The following is a 15,027-nucleotide window of genomic DNA, read 5'->3' on the forward strand; positions in this document are numbered from 1 at the left end:
TTATTTCTTTTCTGCTATTCTTAGTTTTGCACTCCTTGATCTCGGATTTGTTTCTACTTCTTCATCAGTAGGAACAATTACCTTGTTGTTGATAATCTTGAAAGGTGTTTTAACATTACCGAAAAAGTCCTGTTCAGTTTTGCCTTCAATATTACCGGTCTTCATTATGTTCTTAACCATTCTGTCCTCAAGCGAGTGATATGTTATTACTGAAAGTCTTCCACCCGGTTTGAGTATCTCAGAAGCCGACAGCAGCATCTCCTTAAGTGCTTCCATCTCCTGATTTACTTCAATTCTGAGTGCTTGAAAAACCTTTGCCAGTTCTTTCTTTTCTCTTTCCCTGCCGTATAGAGGTTTTACAACTTCAAGGAAGTCCCCAATAGTTTCGAACTGTTTTGCTGCTCTACGCTTCACTAACGTTGAGGCTAATTTCCTGCTGTTCTTCAATTCTCCGTACAGGTAGAAGATGTCAGCTAATTTCTCCTCATCATAGTTGTTGACGATATCGGCAGCTGTCATACCGGCTCTTTTATTCATTCTCATATCCAGTTTTCCTTCGAAACGGAAAGAAAAACCTCTTTCAGAATCATCAAAATGGTGAGATGAAACTCCAAGGTCGGCCAAAATGCCGTCCACCTCTGTAACACCGTAATATTTCAAGAAATTCTTCAGATATCTGAAATTACTTCTTACGAAAGTAAATCTGCTGTCTTTGACGATGTTGTTCTCTGCATCCTCATCCTGGTCGAAACTGTAGATCTTACAGCCTTTCCCCATCCTTCTTAAGATTTCTTTAGAGTGTCCACCACCGCCAAATGTGACATCAACGTATATGCCGTTTTCCTTTAAGTCCAATCCGTTTATGCTTTCGTCCAGTAACACTGGTATGTGGTATGTCTGTTTTACATCGTCCATAAATGCTGTTATTATATGCTTTATACCTTATTTATCCAAATTAGGCGTAAAATTATAAATTTCCTTACAAAAAACAGTTATCGTAGAATGAAAATCTTTCCAAAAGTTATCAACAGGTATCAGGCGGTATTGTAGAAAATCTTTTATGTTTAAAATAAATGTAAAATCTTTGTCCATAAATATATTATTGCATAATTTTTAGCATGTAATTGTATAATTTTCTCCTTAAAATGTAACTTTTTGCAAAAGATACACTATTTTTGCGCTGAATAACCTAAAAAATAATGTAATATATGCCGGACAATTCTGTATTTCTGATAGATATAGACAAAATATTAAAGGAAAAAGCAGGCAAAAAGGCCAGCCGTATTCCCCGTTTTCTTGTTTCTTATCTGAAGCGTATAGTTCATCAGGATGAGATAAACAGTTTCTTATCCAGCGTATCTGATAAGACGGGAGTGGATTTTCTTGGTGCCTGTATGGAGTATCTGGATATAAAACTGGAAGTTGAGGGTTTGGAAAATCTGCCTGAAACAGGCCAGTGCACTTTTGTTTCAAATCATCCTTTGGGCGGACAGGACGGGATAGCATTGGGATATGTATTGGGCAAGCATTATGATGGTAGAATCAAATATCTGGTCAATGATTTGCTTATGAACCTGCATGGTCTGGCTCCGCTGTGTATTCCTATCAATAAGACAGGGTCGCAGTCGAGGAATTTCCCTCGTATGGTAGAGGCAGGTTTTCGTTCGAATGAACATATCATAATGTTTCCGGCAGGGTTGTGCTCCAGAAAAAATAAAGGGGTGATAAAGGATTTGGAATGGAAAAAGACTTTTATTTCGAAAAGTATTGAATCGCAACGTGATGTCGTTCCTGTACATTTTGAGGGAAGAAATTCGGATTTCTTTTATAATCTGGCCAATATTTGCAAGTTCTTAGGGATAAAGTTCAATATCGCAATGCTTTATCTGGCAGATGAGATGTATAAGAACAGACATAAGACATTTAAAATAACTATAGGTAAGCCGATTCCTTGGCAGACATTCGACAAGACACGTTCTCATGCAGAATGGGCTAACTATGTGCGAGAACTTGTCTATAAATTATAAGTATAGCAAAGAAAACAACAAGAGAAGATATATGGAAGATATTATTGCTCCGATTGATAAGGAGATTTTGAAATCGGAATTGACAGAAGAAAAGCGATTGAGATTTACTAACAAGAGTAATAACGAGATATATATCGTTACGTGGGAAGACTCTCCTAACGTATTGAAGGAGATAGGACGCCTTCGTGAGATTGCATTCCGTGAAGCAGGAGGTGGAACAGGAAAATCTCTTGACTTGGATGAATACGATTTGATGGAAAACCCATACAAACAATTAGTGGTATGGAATCCGGATGCCGAGGAAATACTTGGCGCTTACCGCTATCTGTTTGGCGATGAAGTGGAATTTGACGAGCATGGAAAACCTGTACTGGCGACAGCTCACATGTTTAATTTCTCCGAAAAATTCCTGAAGGAGTATCTCCCATATACAGTTGAGTTGGGACGTTCTTTTGTAACGCTTGAATATCAGTCAAGCCGTGCGGGTTCTAAAGGTCTTTTTGCTTTGGACAATCTTTGGGATGGTCTTGGAGCACTTACTGTTATCAATCCTAAGATGAAATACTATTTTGGCAAGATGACAATGTATCCAAGCTACAACCGTTATGGTCGGGATATGATTCTTTATTTCCTCAATAAGCATTTCAGCGATCCGGATTCTTTGATAACTCCGGTTCAACCGCTTGAAATAGAAACTGATGTCAAGCAACTTGAAAAGTTGTTCTGCTGTAATACTTTTAAAGAAGATTATAAAATCCTGAATACAGAGATCCGTAAGTTAGGATATAATATTCCTCCTTTGGTTAATGCTTATATGAGTCTTTCGCCTACTATGCGTATGTTCGGAACAGCGATTAATTATGGTTTTGGTGATGTGGAAGAGACAGGAATCCTTATTGCTGTTGATGAAATCCTGGAGGAGAAACGTGTACGACATATAGAATCTTATATTAAAGAACATCCGGAGGCTTAAAAAATTACTTCTGGTGCTAAGCTGGTAGTTAGTTAACTATGTTTCTTTACGAATGTTCGGTTATTGTTCAGTGGACGTCCTTTTTCGGTTTATCGGATGTCTATTGATATAGATGTGGAAAAAATCGTTTAATAAAATTTTAGAGTAATATGGTTGAAGGGTGAGGGCATTTGTTCTCACCCTTTGTTTCTTTATAGCCCACTTAATAATCAATAAGGTTGAATATTGAAAACAAAATTTTATCTTTGCACCAATAAATCATCCTATTATGAATTGGAAACAACTAATATCCAATAAACGTCTCGGCCTTGAGCATCTGCATGAGGCAAGGAAAGACGACAGAACTGAGTTTCAGCGCGACTATGACCGGTTGATTTTCTCAGCACCATTCAGGAGGCTGCAGAACAAGACGCAGGTGTTTCCGCTGCCTGGAAGTGTGTTTGTACATAACAGGCTTACGCACAGTTTAGAGGTGGCCTGTGTGGGTCGTTCCTTAGGCAACGAAGTATCCCGTCTTCTGTTGCTCCGAAGTCCCGGCCTGGCAGAAACGCATATAGGCGAGGCGGGCGCCATAGTGTCGGCGGCATGTCTGGCTCACGACCTGGGCAATCCGCCTTTCGGACATTCGGGCGAGAAGGCTGTAGCGACGTACTTTACAGAGGGAAAGGGGACGTACCTCCGCGAGAGGCTGACGCGCGAGCAGTGGAGCGACATAACGAACTTCGAGGGGAATGCCAATGCTTTCCGCCTGCTTACCCACCGGTTCGGGGGGCGAAGGCCGGGAGGGTTCGTGATGACGTATTCCACACTGGCGTCGATAGTGAAATATCCGTATGCGTCGGTACTGGCGGGGGGGAAGCAGAAGTTCGGCTTCTTCATGAGCGAGCAGAAGGAGTTCGAGAAGATAGCGGCGGAACTCGGAATAGAGAGGCTGAGCGCTGAGGGAGAGGCGGCACGGTATGCCAGGCATCCGCTGGTGTACCTGGTGGAGGCGGCGGACGACATCTGCTATCAGATGATGGACATAGAGGATGCGTACAGGCTGAAGATTCTGGACACGGAGCAGACGAAGCGGCTCTACCGCGGATTCATGGACCCGGAGAGGGCGAGGCGTACGGAGGAGGTGTGCAGAATGGTGGCGGACGGGAACGAGCAGATAGCGTATCTCAGGAGTGTGGCCATAGGGGTGATGGTGAAGGAATGTACGCGGGTGTTTGTGGAGAACGAGGAGAGTATCCTGAAGGGGACGTTCAGCGGTACGCTCGTGGGGAGGATGGACGAGAGGGCGAAAAGGGCGTACGAGGACTGTTCGGAGGTGGCATACAGCAGGATTTACCGCTCGAAGGAGGTGGTGGACGTGGAGCTGGCCGGATACAGGGTGATGTCGACTCTGACGGACCTGATGATAGAGGCGGTGATGAACCCGGAGAAGGCGTACTCGAGGCTGCTGATAAACAGGGTGTCTGCACAGTATGACGTGGCGGCGCCGACACTCTACGGACGGATTATGGCGGTGCTGGACTATATATCGGGAATGACGGATGTATATGCGCTGGACCTGTACAGGAAGATTAACGGGAACAGTCTGCCGGCGGTGTGAGGCTGATGGTGAGAAGTTGTTGGTTGTTGGTTGTCGGTTGTTGGAACCATGCGGACGGAAAGTGAAAATTAAAAACTCAAACATATGAAAATCAGAATTGTAAACAAGTCAAAACACGAGTTGCCGCAGTATGCGACTCTTCTTTCGGCAGGCCTTGACCTGCGTGCGAATATCGATTCTCCTGTCATCCTCGGGCCGATGGAGCGTTGCCTGGTGCCTACGGGGCTTTTCATGGCTCTGCCGGCAGGATATGAAGCTCAGGTGCGCCCTCGCAGCGGACTGGCTCTGAAGAGGGGCATCACGGTGCTGAACAGTCCGGGAACGATTGATGCGGACTACAGGGGCGAGGTGTGTATCGTCCTTGTGAATCTCTCTGCGGAACCTTTCACGATAGAGGATGGCGAACGTGTGGCCCAGATGGTGATAGCGCGCCACGAACAGGCGGAATGGGAAGTGACGGAGGTCCTGGACGAAACGGAACGCGGAGAAGGGGGATTCGGACATAGCGGGAGGAAATGAAAATGTACTATATACTGTTGTTTTTACTCCTCTTCTTCTCCTCGTGCGGAACCCTCAGGAACAGGGAGCGTGCGGCGGACAAGGCGGCGACGGAGCTCGGGGATCCGCTGACGTACGGGGAGCGCAGGAAGTTCGACTATTATTTTCTCGAGGCGGTGCGCATGAAGCAGAAGGGCGAATATGATGCTGCCTTCGAGCTGTACGGCCGCTGTCTGGAGATTTATCCTGGTTCGGCTGCAGTGATGTATGAGCTGTCGCAGTTCTATATGTTCCCGGGGCAGGAGCAGAGGGGCGAGGAAGCTCTGAAGATGGCGGTGCGCAGGGACGACGGCAATTTCTGGTACAAGCAGACGCTGGCGTCGTATTATCTGCAGAAGCAGGACCGGGTGAAGGCTGTCGCCGTCTACGAGGACATGGCGCAGATATTTCCGGCAAGGCTTGAGCCGCTGCTCTCGCTGGCGGACCTGTACGGAAGGATGAAGAGTTATGACCGCCTGGTGGCTGTGCTGGACCGCATAGAGGAGCTGGACGGGAAGTCGGAACAGATAAGCATGGAGAAGTTCAGGGCGTATCTGCAGATGGACAATATGGAGAAGGCGTTCGGCGAGATTCAGTCGCTCACGGACGAATATCCGTACGACATGCGCTACAGGACGGTGATGGGCGATATGTATCTCTCCGTGGGGCGCAACGACGAGGCGCTGAAGGTGTACAGCGCGATTCTGAAGGAGGAACCGGACTATGCGCCGGCCATGATTTCGCTGGCTTCGTATTATCAGAAAACGGGGCAGGACAGCCTGTATGCGGTGCAGACAGATTCTATCCTGGTGAACGGGAATGTGGAGCCGGGGGTGAAGATGAACTTCATGAGGCAGCTGATTCTGAAATCGGAACAGACGGACAGGGACAGCACGAAGATTATCGGCCTGTTCGAGAAGATGATGGGCAGGAAGCAGACTACGGCGGACGTGGCGATGCTCTATGCGCAGTATCTGATATCGAAGAAGATGGAGAAGGAATCGGTGCCGGTGCTCGACAGGGTGCTGGGCATCGACCCGGAGAACAAGCCGGCGAGGCTGCAGCTGCTGAGTTATGCCATCAGCAGGAACGACCCGGACGAGGTGATCCGTGCGGCGGAACCTGCCCTGGTGTACAGTCCTGACGCGATGGAGTTCTATTATTATCTCGGGATGGCTCACTATCAGAAGGAGCAGACGGACAAGGCGCTGGAGGTGTTCCGCAAGGGGGTGCAGCAGATAAACGGGAAGAGCGACAAGGGGATGGCATCGGATTTTTATTCTATCCTTGGCGACCTGTATCATCAGCGCGGGATGAAGACGGAGGCATATGCGGCATACGATTCGTCGCTGGTGTATAATCCGAAGAATATCAATACGCTGAACAATTATGCGTATTATCTGTCGGTGGAGCGTACTGACCTGGACAAGGCGGAGGAGATGAGCTTCATCACCGTGAAGGAGGAACCGGAGAACGCGACGTATCTGGACACGTATGCGTGGATTCTGTTCGAGAAGGGCAGGTACACGGAGGCGCGTATCTACATAGAACAGGCCATGAGGAACGGCGGCGACAAGAGTCAGGTGATAGTGGAACATTGCGGCGATATCTACTTCAAGCTCGGAGAGAAGGAGAAGGCCGTGGAGATGTGGAAAAAGGCTCTGACGATAGAGGAGCCGACGGACGAAGGAACCGTGCCACGACCCGAAAAGGAGATTAAGAGGCTGAAGAGGAAGGTGGCGCTGAAGAGATACCTGGAGAATTGACAACATGGCTAAACACAAAATAATCCCCCTTTTCCTCACAGCACTCCTGCTTACGGGATGCTCGACATCGAGGAATGTGCTCCGGAACACCGTGATAGGCGGTCTTTCGGGCACTGAGTATATGGAGAAAGTGATAGAGTGGACTCCGCAGAGAGAGAATCTGACGGCACGTACGCGTGTGCAGCTGAATATGGGAAGCGAATCGTCGTCCGTGTCGGTGAATGCCAATATGCGCATCCGGCGCGGAGAGCTTATACGCCTGAGCGTGGCGCCGGTATTGGGCATAGAGGTGGCGCGCATGGATATCACTCCCAAAGGCGTGTTGGTGATAGACAGGATGAACAGGCGGTATGTGGAGATTGGCTTTGCCGAAGTGGCCGACATACTGAAGGTGGAGGTGGACTTCAATGCGTTGCAGTCGCTGTTCCTCAATGAGATATTCCTGCCGGGCAGGGAGAGTCTGACGGTGGAGGATGCCGTTAAGTTCGACCTCAGCGAACAGGACGGAAGGGCGCATCTGCAGGTGAAGGATTCGCGTTCTCAGATGAAAGACTTACGCTCCAGCTTCTTTACCTCTGCCACGGACGGACGCCTGGAGGAAACTGTGATATCGCTGAAGAACCTGCCGTATGCACTGCATTGCCGCTACACAGACTTTACGATGGTGGGCAGCGACGTGTTCCCGCAGTCGATAGAGCTGACTCCGGAAGGAACACAGAAGAAATATTCGTTGGGACTGAAACTCTCACGCATCGGAACGGACTCCGGTTGGGATGCAAAATCGGAAGTGCCGGCCAAATACAGGAAAATGACGGTGCAGGAGGTGATGCAGTTGATAATTAAAAATTAATAATGAATAACCATAAGCTCAACATAGTTAAACTCACAAAATCATCCGGATGGCAGCCTTCTCATCTGAGAAGACTCGTCACCCTGTCAGTTATCATCGTGTTTCTCTTGCTCCCGTTGCAGTGGGCATACCCCCAGTCGACATCGAAAATCCGTCAGCTGAAGAAGGAGCGTAACGAACTCCACAAGAGGATAAACGAATCGGAATCGCTGCTTCAGTCGGCAGGCAAGGATGTGAAAAGCCGGTTGGACAATCTGGCCCTCATCAGCGGACAGATAGAGGAGCGCCGCAAGTATCTGACGGCCGTGCAGAGGGATGTGAACAGCATTCAGCAGGAGATAAACCGTCTGGAGAACGAGCTTAAGCAGCTCGGTGGGGAACTGAAGACGAAGCAGGACAGATATGAGGAATCGCTCAGGTATCTGCATCGCAACAGCTCGATACAGGAGAAACTGATGTTTGTATTCTCGGCCGACAATCTGAGCCGGATGTACAGACGATTGCGCTACGTGCGCCGGTATGCCGAGTTTCAGCGCAGAAAGGGCGAGGAGATAAAGTCCAAGCAGGAGGAGATAAAGGACAAGAAGAAGGTGACCGGGGAAACGTATGCGGCCAAGGTGGAACTGCTCAGGCATCAGGAGCAGGAGAAGAAGAAACTCGAGGCGCAGGAGGCGGAGAGAAAGGAACTGCTTGCATCGATGCAGAAGAAACAGATTCAGATTCGTGGGGAACTGAACAAACAGCGCAAGGCCGCAGACAGGCTGAACGCGGAGATTGACCGCCTGACAGCCATCGAAATAGAGGCAGCAAGGAAAAGGGCCGAGGAGGAACGCAGAAGGAAGGCCGAAGAGGAACGTCGCAGAAAAGCGCAGGTGAACAGCTCCGGTAAAGGACAGCAGGACAGCGAAGTGGAGAAGAAAAGGAGTGCTGAACCGATGGAACGCTTCAGTATGAATGAGGACGACCGTAAACTGGCCGGTACCTTCGAGAGGAACAAGGGCAGGCTGCCTGTGCCTGTCACAGGGCCGTACGTCGTGGTGGGACACTACGGGCAGTATCAGGTGGAGGGGCTCAGAAACGTGCGCCTCGACAACAAGGGTATCGACATAAAGGCGAGAGAAGGAGCTATGGCAAGGACGGTGTTCGACGGCGAAGTGACTGCCGTGTTCCAGTACAACGGTCTGGCCAACGTCCTTGTGCGCCACGGCAGCTATATCTCTGTGTATTGCAATCTGCAGTCGGTGATAGTGAAGCAGGGCAGTGTGCTCAAGGCCCGTGATGTCCTCGGACAGATTCATACGGATGCCGACGGCAATACGGTGCTGCACTTCCAGCTCAGAAAGGAAACCGTGAAGCTTAATCCGGAGCTTTGGATTGGCGGGTGAGAAGAGGATTACCTCTGTAGAATCTCCGGTATGTCTTTTGCTATATCTATTATAGTATATGCATGGCGGCATGCCTCTTCGTGGTCTGTGGCTTTCCCTTTGTGCTCGTCAAGCCACTGCAGGGCAGGGATGGCATCGCGTGCCTCTATCATTATGAATGTGGGCAGCATCTTGTGGGCTGTGGCGCAGATGGCGTTCGTGTCGTGAGCGGCTATGGCATCTTCCATCTTCCTGATGTTTCTTTTAGTTTCTTCGGCAAAAGTGGATAGTATTTCTCTTGCCGCTTCTTCATCGTCCATGGAGAACTCTGTGAGGCGGGAGAAATTGAAGCGTGAGGAGTCGGGCGTCCGGCTCAGAATGCGCATGATGTCTTTTCGGCTGAAAGGCTTTCTCAGTACTGCTGCAAAACCACGGCTGCGGAACCCGTCGTCGTCTGGTACGGCACGGGCTGTTATAGCTACCACCGGAATGGCTGCAGCTTGTTCCTCAGGCATATTGCGCAGTGTGTCTAACAGACTGAAACCGTCCATGGCCGGCATCTGTATGTCAGTGAAGAGGATATCAAACTTCTCCTCTCTTATACGTTCGAATACTTCGTCAGGCTGCCGGCAGCATACTATGGTTTCTATTATATCCTTGTCCGCTTTGTTCAGACTGAGGAGCATGTCGCGCGTCAGTTGCAGCTGGATGCGGTCGTCGTCGATAAGGAGAATACGCAGATTGGCGGCGGTGGGATAGGGGAGGGGAGTGTGATGGGCAAATGACGGCAGCGGAATGACTACACTGAAGCGGCTGCCTTGTCCCGGAGTGCTGTCCACGCTGATTTGTCCGTTCTGAAGCTCAACCAACTTGCGTGTGATAGACAGTCCGAGGCCGAATCCTTCCTGTCCCTGTGCTCCCGGAAGACGGGTGAACTCATTGAATATCTTTCCCTGCTCGGCTTCTGTCATGCCGCAGCCGGTATCTTCTACACTGAATGAGAAACGTACGCCGGAGTAATCGGCTGTGAGGGTTATGCTGCCTTCTGCTGTAAACTTAAGGGCGTTCGAAAGCAGATTCTCCACTATCTGACGTATGCGGAACGGGTCGCCTTCGAGAGTCAGGTCGTGCTCCATGTCCGATGCATATCTCAGTGTGATACCTTTCTTCTCGGCAAGAGGGAGAAAACTGTTGTATATCTCTTCAAGCAGTCGGTACGGGCGGAAAGCTACAGGATTAAGGTCCATCTTCCCTGCCTCCAGGCGGTGATAGTCAAGCAGCGAAGTGACAAGAGCCAACAGATGCTGTGCGGAACTCTTCATGTTCTCTAAATAGAACATCTGGCGCTTGTCGGTGATAAGACGCTCCAGGAGGTCGGTATATCCTATGATGGAGCCTGCCGGAGCCTTGATGTCGTGTGTGATGGTAAGCATCAGCTTCTCGCGTGCCCGGAGCAGATCTTCGGCATAGTCGCGTGCCTTTTCCAACTCGCGGCGGTAGTGGTAGCTGCGTGTCAGGTCGCGCCATATAATGGTGAAGAACACCAGTACCAGGATGATTGCCGCCACTGAGATACCGGCCATGGCGAGTGCGGCTTCGCGGCGTATCGACTGCTCGTGATACATTCGTGCGGCAAGCGCGGCCTGTTCGTCCTGCTCTATACTCTCAAGAAGCTGGTTTACGCGGCGGCTCAGGTGACTGCCGGCTATCTTCAGGCGGTTTATTCTGTAGCTCAGAGTGCGCAGCTCGTCCCGGCGCGTCTGAAACACCTTGTCCTGTATGCCTGACAGCATCGAAGCTATTGTGTCCACCGGGCTGAACACCTGGTCTATCGTGTCGGTGAATACCTCTTCCACCACGTTGCTCACCTCAGTGGAGTCCGCCTTCCCGGGTGCAAACACATCAGCCAGGCGACGGAAGAACCCTTTCGGCTCGTGGTGTATGGTGTATGTGTTATGGTGGGTCACTACACGGCGGCGTACGTGGCTCTTGGTAATGAGAGAGTCGTGTTCGTGAAGCAGACTGTCCAATTGCTTTCGGTATATGATGTCGGTAGGAGTGGTGCGCATCGCTTCCAGCACTGCAAGCATGTTTCTCTCCTTGTCGCGCAGAAGTATCTTAACCGTGTCTATACGTGCCTGCTGCACGGAGTCCGTAAGAAGCGTGCGGAGAGTGTCGATTGAGAGATGCACCTTCTTCATCGCCTTGGTGTATAGCCACAGCTCGTTCGAGTCGCCTGTACGCAGTGCCTGACCTATCACCTCTGTTTCATACAGTCGGCTGATAATGTTGTGGGTAGTGCGTCGGCGGTTGTAGATGCTTTCCTCCAGACCCGTAGGCTGTGTCAGGAGGTTCATCTGTTTATACACGTAACCTATGGCTCCCAAAAGGAGAATGATAAGCACTATATATCCGAAAGCTAATTTAGACTTGGTAGAGAACATGGAAGAAATTAATAATTAAAAACTCACAAACTTATACTATCCTTGTTTTCTTCCTGAACCTCAGCCAGTACATCACACCGGCACTGGTCAGTCCGAAAGGAAATGCCATCCATACTCCCGTCAGTCCGCCGTCAAGAACAAATCCGAAGATATATCCTGCCGGAAGGGAAATCACGAAATAGGCTATGAAAGCATAGAGAAGCATCGGTTTCACGTCGGATATACCGCGTAGAGAATTAGCAAAGTTTATCTGCAGTGCGTCGCCGAACTGATATAGCAGGAACGGATATATCACACTTGCCACCATGCGGCTCACCTCCTCGCTGTCAGTAAACCATCCTCCGATATGGTTTCTGAGGAGGAAGATAGGAATACCTGTCATCAGGAGCATCACGAGGATGATATGGAACCCATAGTTGGCGGTGCGGCGTACGTTCTCCATATCGCCCTGGCCGTGGAAATTGCTTATTCTGACAGATACAGCCGCCCCCATGCCGTAATACATCATGAAGCATACCTGCGACACCGCCATCATAATCTGATACGATGCCAGCTCCATGCTTCCCAACCATCCTATCATAATGGCACTGAGGCTGAACGATGCTGTTTCCATACCCATCTGTCCGGCTATAGGCCAGCCGAGCCTGTTCAGATGACGGAACTCTTCCCTGTTCACCCTGCCTTTGTGGAATCCGGCTTTGTATTCCGCATAGCGGTCAGTCATGAAGAAGAGAATCAGAAAGGCCGCCACCATCAGTATTCTTGAGATAAGGGTAGAGATACCGGCTCCGCAGAGTCCCAATTCAGGGAATCCCATCTTGCCGTATATCAGTACATAGTTACCTGTTATATTAAGGATATTTCCGCTCAGCAGAATCCACATAGGCACTTTCGTGTCCGTTATTCCGTCGGCAAACTGCTTGAAACCGTTGAACCACAGCACGAACGGGATAGATACTAACAGAATGAGGAAATATGGCCGGATGTACGGGATAAGCTCTTCCGGCTGTCCCATATGTGGAATGGCTGCATATACTCCACTCATCACTGCACATACTAGTACGGCGAGCAGAGTGTTTGCCGCAAGACTGTTCTTCAGAGCGCGTCCCACGTCGGTGCGCATTCCGCGTCCGAACAGACTTCCCACCACAGGAGTCAGTCCGTAGGAGAAACCTGTGCTGAAGATTATCGCAAGATTAAACATATTGTTGACAAAACTCGCGGCAGCAAGCTCCGTCGTGCTGTGATGTCCTATCATCAGCGTATCGGCAAATCCCAATACTATTACTCCTATCTGTCCTATCACTATCGGAATACCCAATGTCAGGAGTGTGCGGTAGTGCTGTTTCATTTCCTCTTATAATATAATGTGTTGCAATTCGTGCGTACGAAACATTCCTTTGCCGTGGCTGCTATCTCCTCTGCTGTTACGGAGCGATATCTGTCCACTTCGCTGTTGATATCCTCGGCCTTGCCTATCAGTTCGAAGAAAGCCATGTTTGTGGCCACGCTCAGGTAGTTGATATTGCTGAATATCTGTTCGCTTTCGTATCTGTTTTTTACTTTCTCCAGTTCTCTCGGGTTGATTGGCTCATGTTTCAGTTTCTCCAGTTCCTCCCATACCGCCTGTTCCGCTTCTTCGAGGCTGATACCATCACACGGCTTTCCGGTGATATGAAACAGTCCGTTGTCGATACTTCCGGAGATATACGCATCCACCGACGAGAAGATTTTCTTTCCGATGACCAGCCTCTGTATGAGTCGCGACGAGCGTCCGTTGCACAGAATGTCGGACATGATATCGAACGTGTGATACCTACTGTCGCGTCTGTTGCACATATGGAATGCCATATAGAGTGTGTCCACAGGCACATTCCTTTCCACGGTGAGTCGTCTTTCCTCCGTCTGCTGCTCCTCCATCGGCAGGTTTCTCTCCCTGATGTCCCTTCTTGGGATATCTCCGAACCACTTCTCCGCCAATCGTACGGTCTCCTCGAACGTGATATTTCCGCTCACGCTCAGTATGGCATTGTTCGGCGCATAGAATCTGTAGAAGAAATCCTTCACATCGTCCATCGTGGCATTAGTGATATGGCTGATTTCCTTTCCTATGGTAGGCCAGCGGTAAGGGTGCGTCTTGTATGCCATATCCCTTATGATATGCGACACATCGCCATACGGCTGATTCAGGTTTCTCTGTTTGAATTCCTCTGTCACTACATGTTTCTGCACCTCAAGACTTTTCTCGTTGAAGTCGAGCGAGAGCATTCTGTCGCTTTCCAGCCAGAACCCGGTGTCAGCATTTCCGCACGGCAGAGTGATATAGTAGTTTGTAATGTCGTTGTTGGTCCACGCATTGTTCTCGCCCCCTGCGTTCTGCACAGGAGTGTCATAGTCCGGGATATTCACCGAGCCTCCGAACATCAGATGCTCGAACAGGTGTGCGAAGCCCGTATGTTCAGGATGCTCGTCCCTTGCTCCTACATTATAGAGAATGTTGAGGGCAACCATCTGGGTAGAGTTGTCCTCGCTGTGTACAATGCGGAGGCCGTTGTCGAGGGTATGTCTGTTGATTGTAAGCATTTTCTTTTATTTATTCATCACCTCCGCCTTCAGAATCCTGATATCCGTTTTCGGGCGGTCTGCGCGGTTTGTTCCCACCTGTTCAATCTTTTCCACTACGTCCATACCATCTATTACTTCTCCGAATACGGTGTATGCTCCGTCAAGATGAGGTGCGCCGCCTATTGTGGTATAAGCCTGTTTCTGTTCCTTGGTATATTTCAGAGCGGGTTCTTTTTCCACTATGCTGCGTGCCTGCGATTCCAGTGAGTCCTGCAGTTCCAGCAAGCCTTCAGTGTCGCCGGCCTTGCGCATCTTGTAGATTTCCTTCATATGCTTGCGTGCCAGATTGTTGAACACCTCTTCCAGGCGAGCCTCGTTCATGTGGTTCTCCATGTTAATCATCTGCGCCTCGCTGAACTTTCTTCCTGTCACGATATAGAACTGACATCCTGACGATTCTCTTTCCGGGTTCACCTCATCGCCCTGGCGTGCAGCGGCAAGAGCACCTTTCTTGTGGAAAAAGTTCTTGTTGAACTCTGCCGGGACAGTGTAGCCCACGTCACCGCTTCCCAGCACCGTAGTGTCGGTAGCTGTCTTGCTCAGCGGGTCGCCGGCCTGAATCATAAAGTTCTTTATCACGCGGTGGAACAGAGTACTGTCGTACGCTCCTTCCTTGACTAATTTGATAAAGTTATCCCTGTGTTTAGGAGTTTCGTCATAGAGTTTCACTGTGATGTCGCCCATTGTTGTTTCCAGGCGAACTAATGTTTCTTTTACATTTTCCATATTGATTTTCTTTTCTGATTTACTGTTTCCTGTGCATGCCGTCATGCTGACAGCTGCTATTATTATGATAATTATTCTTTTAGCCGACAAAGTTCCCATGCCAAAGTCAATTTTT

12 protein-coding genes are annotated in these 15,027 nt (G+C 49.4%); 7 read left to right on the forward strand and 5 right to left on the reverse strand.

Annotation, left to right across the window (positions count from 1 at the left end):
- Positions 1 to 915 (reverse strand): 16S rRNA (cytosine(1402)-N(4))-methyltransferase RsmH, encoded by a 915-nt coding sequence (gene rsmH, locus QZ379_RS02710; protein ID WP_291558087.1) that lies wholly within the window; start codon positions 913 to 915, stop codon positions 1 to 3.
- A 293-nt stretch (positions 916 to 1,208) separates the two neighbouring features.
- Here rsmH and QZ379_RS02715 point away from each other — a divergent pair, with 293 nt between their 5' ends.
- The 7 genes from QZ379_RS02715 to QZ379_RS02745 all read left to right on the forward strand — a co-directional run bounded on the left by QZ379_RS02715 (position 1,209) and on the right by QZ379_RS02745 (position 9,138).
- Complete coding sequence (locus QZ379_RS02715) at positions 1,209 to 2,027, forward strand: 1-acyl-sn-glycerol-3-phosphate acyltransferase (RefSeq protein ID WP_291558089.1); 819 nt, start codon at positions 1,209 to 1,211, stop codon at positions 2,025 to 2,027.
- A gap of 31 nt (positions 2,028 to 2,058) precedes the next feature.
- Positions 2,059 to 3,000 carry a GNAT family N-acetyltransferase gene (locus tag QZ379_RS02720; RefSeq protein ID WP_291558092.1) on the forward strand — a complete coding sequence of 314 codons (942 nt, stop codon included), beginning with the start codon at positions 2,059 to 2,061 and terminating at the stop codon, positions 2,998 to 3,000.
- 268 nt (positions 3,001 to 3,268) lie between these two features.
- Positions 3,269 to 4,600 carry a dGTP triphosphohydrolase gene (gene dgt, locus QZ379_RS02725; RefSeq protein ID WP_291558095.1) on the forward strand — a complete coding sequence of 444 codons (1,332 nt, stop codon included), beginning with the start codon at positions 3,269 to 3,271 and terminating at the stop codon, positions 4,598 to 4,600.
- Positions 4,601 to 4,684: 84 nt separating this feature from the next.
- On the forward strand, positions 4,685 to 5,119 hold the full coding sequence (gene dut / locus QZ379_RS02730; RefSeq protein ID WP_291558097.1) for a dUTP diphosphatase: 435 nt from the start codon (positions 4,685 to 4,687) through the stop codon (positions 5,117 to 5,119).
- Between the two features lie 161 nt (positions 5,120 to 5,280).
- Positions 5,281 to 6,903 carry a tetratricopeptide repeat protein gene (locus tag QZ379_RS02735; RefSeq protein WP_291558140.1) on the forward strand — a complete coding sequence of 541 codons (1,623 nt, stop codon included), beginning with the start codon at positions 5,281 to 5,283 and terminating at the stop codon, positions 6,901 to 6,903.
- A 4-nt stretch (positions 6,904 to 6,907) separates the two neighbouring features.
- Positions 6,908 to 7,753, forward strand: coding sequence for a DUF4292 domain-containing protein (locus QZ379_RS02740; protein ID WP_291558100.1), 846 nt, complete (start codon positions 6,908 to 6,910; stop codon positions 7,751 to 7,753).
- 2 nt (positions 7,754 to 7,755) lie between these two features.
- Complete coding sequence (locus tag QZ379_RS02745) at positions 7,756 to 9,138, forward strand: peptidoglycan DD-metalloendopeptidase family protein (RefSeq protein ID WP_291558102.1); 1,383 nt, start codon at positions 7,756 to 7,758, stop codon at positions 9,136 to 9,138.
- A gap of 8 nt (positions 9,139 to 9,146) precedes the next feature.
- On the opposite strand, the gene QZ379_RS02750 is transcribed toward QZ379_RS02745, so the two are convergent.
- Genes QZ379_RS02750 through QZ379_RS02765 form a run of 4 tightly spaced genes read right to left on the reverse strand, consistent with a single transcriptional unit; the run spans position 9,147 to position 15,002 of the window.
- Positions 9,147 to 11,561, reverse strand: coding sequence for an ATP-binding protein (locus tag QZ379_RS02750; protein WP_291558107.1), 2,415 nt, complete (start codon positions 11,559 to 11,561; stop codon positions 9,147 to 9,149).
- A gap of 31 nt (positions 11,562 to 11,592) precedes the next feature.
- Positions 11,593 to 12,912, reverse strand: coding sequence for an MATE family efflux transporter (locus QZ379_RS02755; protein WP_291558109.1), 1,320 nt, complete (start codon positions 12,910 to 12,912; stop codon positions 11,593 to 11,595).
- Positions 12,909 to 14,144: a pitrilysin family protein gene (locus QZ379_RS02760; RefSeq protein WP_291558112.1), complete on the reverse strand. Its 1,236-nt coding sequence runs from the start codon at positions 14,142 to 14,144 to the stop codon at positions 12,909 to 12,911. Before QZ379_RS02760 ends, QZ379_RS02755 begins: the two co-directional genes overlap by 4 nt.
- Before the next feature lie 6 nt (positions 14,145 to 14,150).
- Complete coding sequence (locus tag QZ379_RS02765) at positions 14,151 to 15,002, reverse strand: peptidylprolyl isomerase (protein WP_291558142.1); 852 nt, start codon at positions 15,000 to 15,002, stop codon at positions 14,151 to 14,153.
- Positions 15,003 to 15,027: the final 25 nt, after the last annotated feature.

It is taken from the genome of Bacteroides sp. (genome assembly GCF_019417265.1).
GTDB lineage: Bacteria > Bacteroidota > Bacteroidia > Bacteroidales > Bacteroidaceae > Phocaeicola.